The organism is Mesorhizobium sp. M1A.F.Ca.IN.020.06.1.1 (assembly GCF_004023265.1).
In the GTDB taxonomy this organism is placed as follows: domain Bacteria; phylum Pseudomonadota; class Alphaproteobacteria; order Rhizobiales; family Rhizobiaceae; genus Mesorhizobium.
This window is the reverse complement of record NZ_RZSR01000654.1, coordinates 1-3,469: the sequence shown is the minus strand read 5'-3', so window position 1 is coordinate 3,469 and position 3,469 is coordinate 1. Positions and strand designations below refer to the sequence as shown.

General features: G+C 66.7%; 5 protein-coding genes and 1 pseudogene. All 6 read right to left on the bottom strand.

What is annotated here, in order from left to right; translation table 11 throughout:
- Positions 1-269, bottom strand: a pseudogene (locus EOA60_RS24370) (hypothetical protein); the annotation flags it as partial.
- Positions 270-276: 7 nt separating this feature from the next.
- A complete protein-coding gene (gene ptsP / locus EOA60_RS24365) occupies positions 277-1,851 on the bottom strand; it encodes a phosphoenolpyruvate--protein phosphotransferase (protein ID WP_164893857.1) in 1,575 nt (524 codons plus the stop codon).
- A gap of 41 nt (positions 1,852-1,892) precedes the next feature.
- Complete coding sequence (locus EOA60_RS24360) at positions 1,893-2,195, bottom strand: HPr family phosphocarrier protein (protein WP_067003487.1); 303 nt, start codon at positions 2,193-2,195, stop codon at positions 1,893-1,895.
- Between the two features lie 19 nt (positions 2,196-2,214).
- Entirely contained in the window at positions 2,215-2,604 is a 390-nt protein-coding gene (gene dhaM, locus EOA60_RS24355) for a dihydroxyacetone kinase phosphoryl donor subunit DhaM (protein WP_067003489.1), read from the bottom strand.
- Complete coding sequence (dhaL, locus tag EOA60_RS24350) at positions 2,604-3,203, bottom strand: dihydroxyacetone kinase subunit DhaL (protein ID WP_095824314.1); 600 nt, start codon at positions 3,201-3,203, stop codon at positions 2,604-2,606. The genes dhaM and dhaL overlap by 1 nt, the downstream gene beginning before the upstream one ends.
- 10 nt (positions 3,204-3,213) lie before the next feature.
- On the bottom strand, positions 3,214-3,469 hold a 256-nt coding region (locus EOA60_RS24345; RefSeq protein WP_128312024.1), incomplete at its 5' end, for a DAK2 domain-containing protein.

Here is a 3,469-nt window from a genome sequence, read left to right as displayed (position 1 = left end):
GCCTGGTGGTAGGCGGCCAGGAACTGGTCGCGCTCGGCCGGGCTGAAATGGCAGACGGAAAAGATAGCCGGCAAATGCTTCGACGGGATCGGGATCGAATAGGCCGGGCTGGAGATTTGCGTGACGAAACTGCGATGCTTGCCGAGCGCATCGGCAAGTCGCTGGCGCATGCCGGAAGGCCGCTGGTCGATGACTTGCGACAGGATGGTCTTATACGCGCGGATCGCGTCTTCCGCGCCGGCTTCTTGTATCTTGGCTGGCCTGGCCATGCTGTGCTTACACCGGGACGTCCGCTATGGCCGCCTTGGCCATGGCGAGTTGCGCCGGAGACACCGATAGGTCGCGCAGGCCGGCCTCAATCAGCGCCGGAATGGCGGCCGGATCGCCGCCCGCATCGCCACAGAGGCTGACCGGAATTCCTTTCTCGCGCCCGAAGGCCGCGACCGAAGCGATCAGCCGCATCACAGCCGGATGGCGGACAGCGTTGAGATGTGCAACGGCGGCGTTGTCACGCGCGGCTGCCATCACATATTGCGTCAGGTCGTTGGAGCCGATCGAGAAGAAGGCAACGTCGGCAAAAGCCTCCGGCGCGATGGCCACCGAAGGGACCTCGACCATGATGCCCAGCGGCGGCAGCTTGTGCGCAACACCGCGCGACGCGAGAGCGGCCTCCTCCTCCGCAAACAACGCGGCGGCCTGCCTGTGCTCTTCGGCCATGGCGATCATCGGAAACATCACCTTCAGATTGCCGTGGACGGCGGCGCGCAGCAATGCCCGGATTTGCACCCGGAAGATGTCGCTCCGCGCCAGCGACAGCCTGATACCGCGCAGGCCGAGAAACGGGTTGGTCTCCTCGACGGTGAAGTCGGGGATCGGTTTGTCGCCGCCGGCATCGATGGTGCGGATGGTCACCGGTTTTTCTCCGGCCCATTCCAGCACCTTGCGGTAGGCTTGGTACTGTGTCTCCTCGTCCGGCAGGGCCTTGCCGAACAGGAATTCGGTGCGCATGAGCCCGACGCCATCACAGGTCGCAATGTCGATGCCGTCGACATCGGAAGGGTAGGCAATGTTTACCTGCACCCGCACCGACGTGCCGGCCTTGGTCGCCGCCGGCTGGGCGAGAAAAGTCTGCGCCTGGCCTTGTCGCGCCGCGAAGGAGGAGGATGATTGCCGGAACGCCTCGATCTCCTTCGGCGAGGGCGAGAGCACGATGCCGCCATGCTCGGCGTCGAGCAGCGCGTTTCCGGTGGGCTCGTCCGCAAAGGCACCAAGCCCCACCACCATCGGCACGCCGCGCGAGCGTGCCAGCATGGCGACATGGCTGGCGGTGCTGCCGGCCTCGAGCGCAATGCCGCCGCCTCTGCTCCAGTCGGTTTCGAGGAAACGCGTCGGCGCGATGTCCAGGCCATAGAGGATGGCGCCGAGGGGCGCCGCGGTCTCGCTATCCTCGCTCAGCGCTCGCAGCACCTGGTCGCGGATGTCGCGCAAGTCCGAGGCGCGTGCCCGGAAATAGTCCTGGTCGGACGCCTCATAGCCGGCGATCTCGGCATCCAGTGCTTGCCGCCAGGCAGCGTCGGCCGGCTCTCCGGAGCCGAGCGCCGCGAAGGCGGGCGCGCTCAGCGCGACGTCCTCCAGCATGGCGATGTGGAATTCGAGGATGCCGGCGGCATCGCCATCGGCCGTCTCGACAAGCGAGGTCAGCCGGCTCACCGCCTTGCCGATGGCCGCCTTCAGCGCTGCTTTCTCCTCCGCCTCGCTCGCCTTAGCCACATAAGCAGCCGGTGGACGGTCGAGGTTGAACAGCGGCCCTTCGGCGTAGCCGGGAGAGGCAGGGATGCCCTCAATCCGCATGGCCCGCATTCCTTGCGGATTGAGAGGGCGGCAGACCCGGCTCAAGCGGAGCGGGCATGATCCGCATCCTCGTCGAAATCGCGCTGCACCAGGCCGACCAGCGCTTCGACCGCGTTGCTTGCGCCGTCGCCTCGCGCCCTTATGTGCAGCACGGTTCCTTTCGGCGCCTTGGCCGCCATGACCTTGACGATGCTCTTGGCATCGAACCAGGGGCCGTTGGCGGCGACTGCCACCTCCACCTCGGCCGCGAACGACTTGGCGAGCTTGGTGAACTTCACCGAAGGGCGCGCGTGCAGGCCCACCTCGTGGGTGATCAGAACCGTGGCTTCGGCGGATGCGGACATTCAGTCGATTCCCGTTCACTCACGACGGCGACAATTCATGCGCCGTCGCCACCACTTCCTTGAGCGAGGCACCCCCGGAAGATTCCGTCGCCGCCATCACCGCGCCCTCGACGATCGGCGCGTTGCAGACGACTATTCTGCGGGAGCGCGGCTCTCCGATCATTTCCACCGCCATCTCGCTGTTGGTCTCGGCGCCGCCGAGATCGACCAGGATGGCGACGCCCGCTTCCGACCAGGCCTTTTCGATCGCGCCCATGATCGCCTCGACGCTGGTGCCCAGCCCGCCATGGCCGTTTCCGCCGCACCATGCAAGCGGCACTTCGTCGCCCACCATCTGGCGCACCATGTCGGCCGTGCCTTCGGCGACCAGCGGCGAATGCGAGACGATGACGATACCGACATTGCTCATCAAGAACCCTCGATTGCTTCAGCGACTGCGCGCACCAAGAGCGCGGTCGACCGCGCCCCGGCGTCCATATGCCCGATCGAGCGCTCCCCCAGGAAAGAGGCGCGCCCACGCAAGGCCTTCATCGGCACGGTGGCCTCGGCCGCCTTGTCGGCGGCGTCTGCGATTGCGCCAGCCGTCTTGCCCTGCGCCAGTGCCTCATACACCGGCTGCAGCACGTCGAGCATCGTTTTTTGCCCCGGCTGCGATTTGCCGCGCGCCGAAACCGCCTCGATCGCCTTACCCAGCGCCGCTGTCAGCGCGGCGCGGTCGGGCGTGCCGGACAGTTCCTTGCCGAGCGCCATGAACAGAGTACCGAACAAGGGCCCGGAGGCTCCACCGACGGTCATCACCAACCTGGTGCCGATCGCCTTAAGCGCGTCCGGCAGCGGTTTTGCCGCGATTGCGGCCTTTTCGGCGCGGACCGCCTCGAAGCCGCGCTTCATGTTCAGCCCATGGTCGCCGTCGCCGATCGCCTGGTCGAGCGCGGTCAACTCGTCGGCATGCGCCGCGATCGTATCCGCTGTCGCCGCGATCAATTGTGAGAAATCGGGTGCGGCCATCGCCTGTCCTTCACGCCGGGACGAACATGGCCACCATGGCCGCGAACGCCTCGGCAACTGCAAACGCGCCCGGATCCGCTATGTCAAGCTGGCGGCCGATATAGGCCGAGCGACCGGCCTTCGCCTTCGGCATCGCTGCAGTCGCCTGCGCGCCCCGCCGCGCGGCCGAAGCAGCCGCCTCCAGCCCGTTCGTGTCGAGCGCCTTCAGAGCCGGCTCCAGCGCGTCGACCATTGTGCGGTCGCCGAGTTTCGCGCCGCCGTAGAAG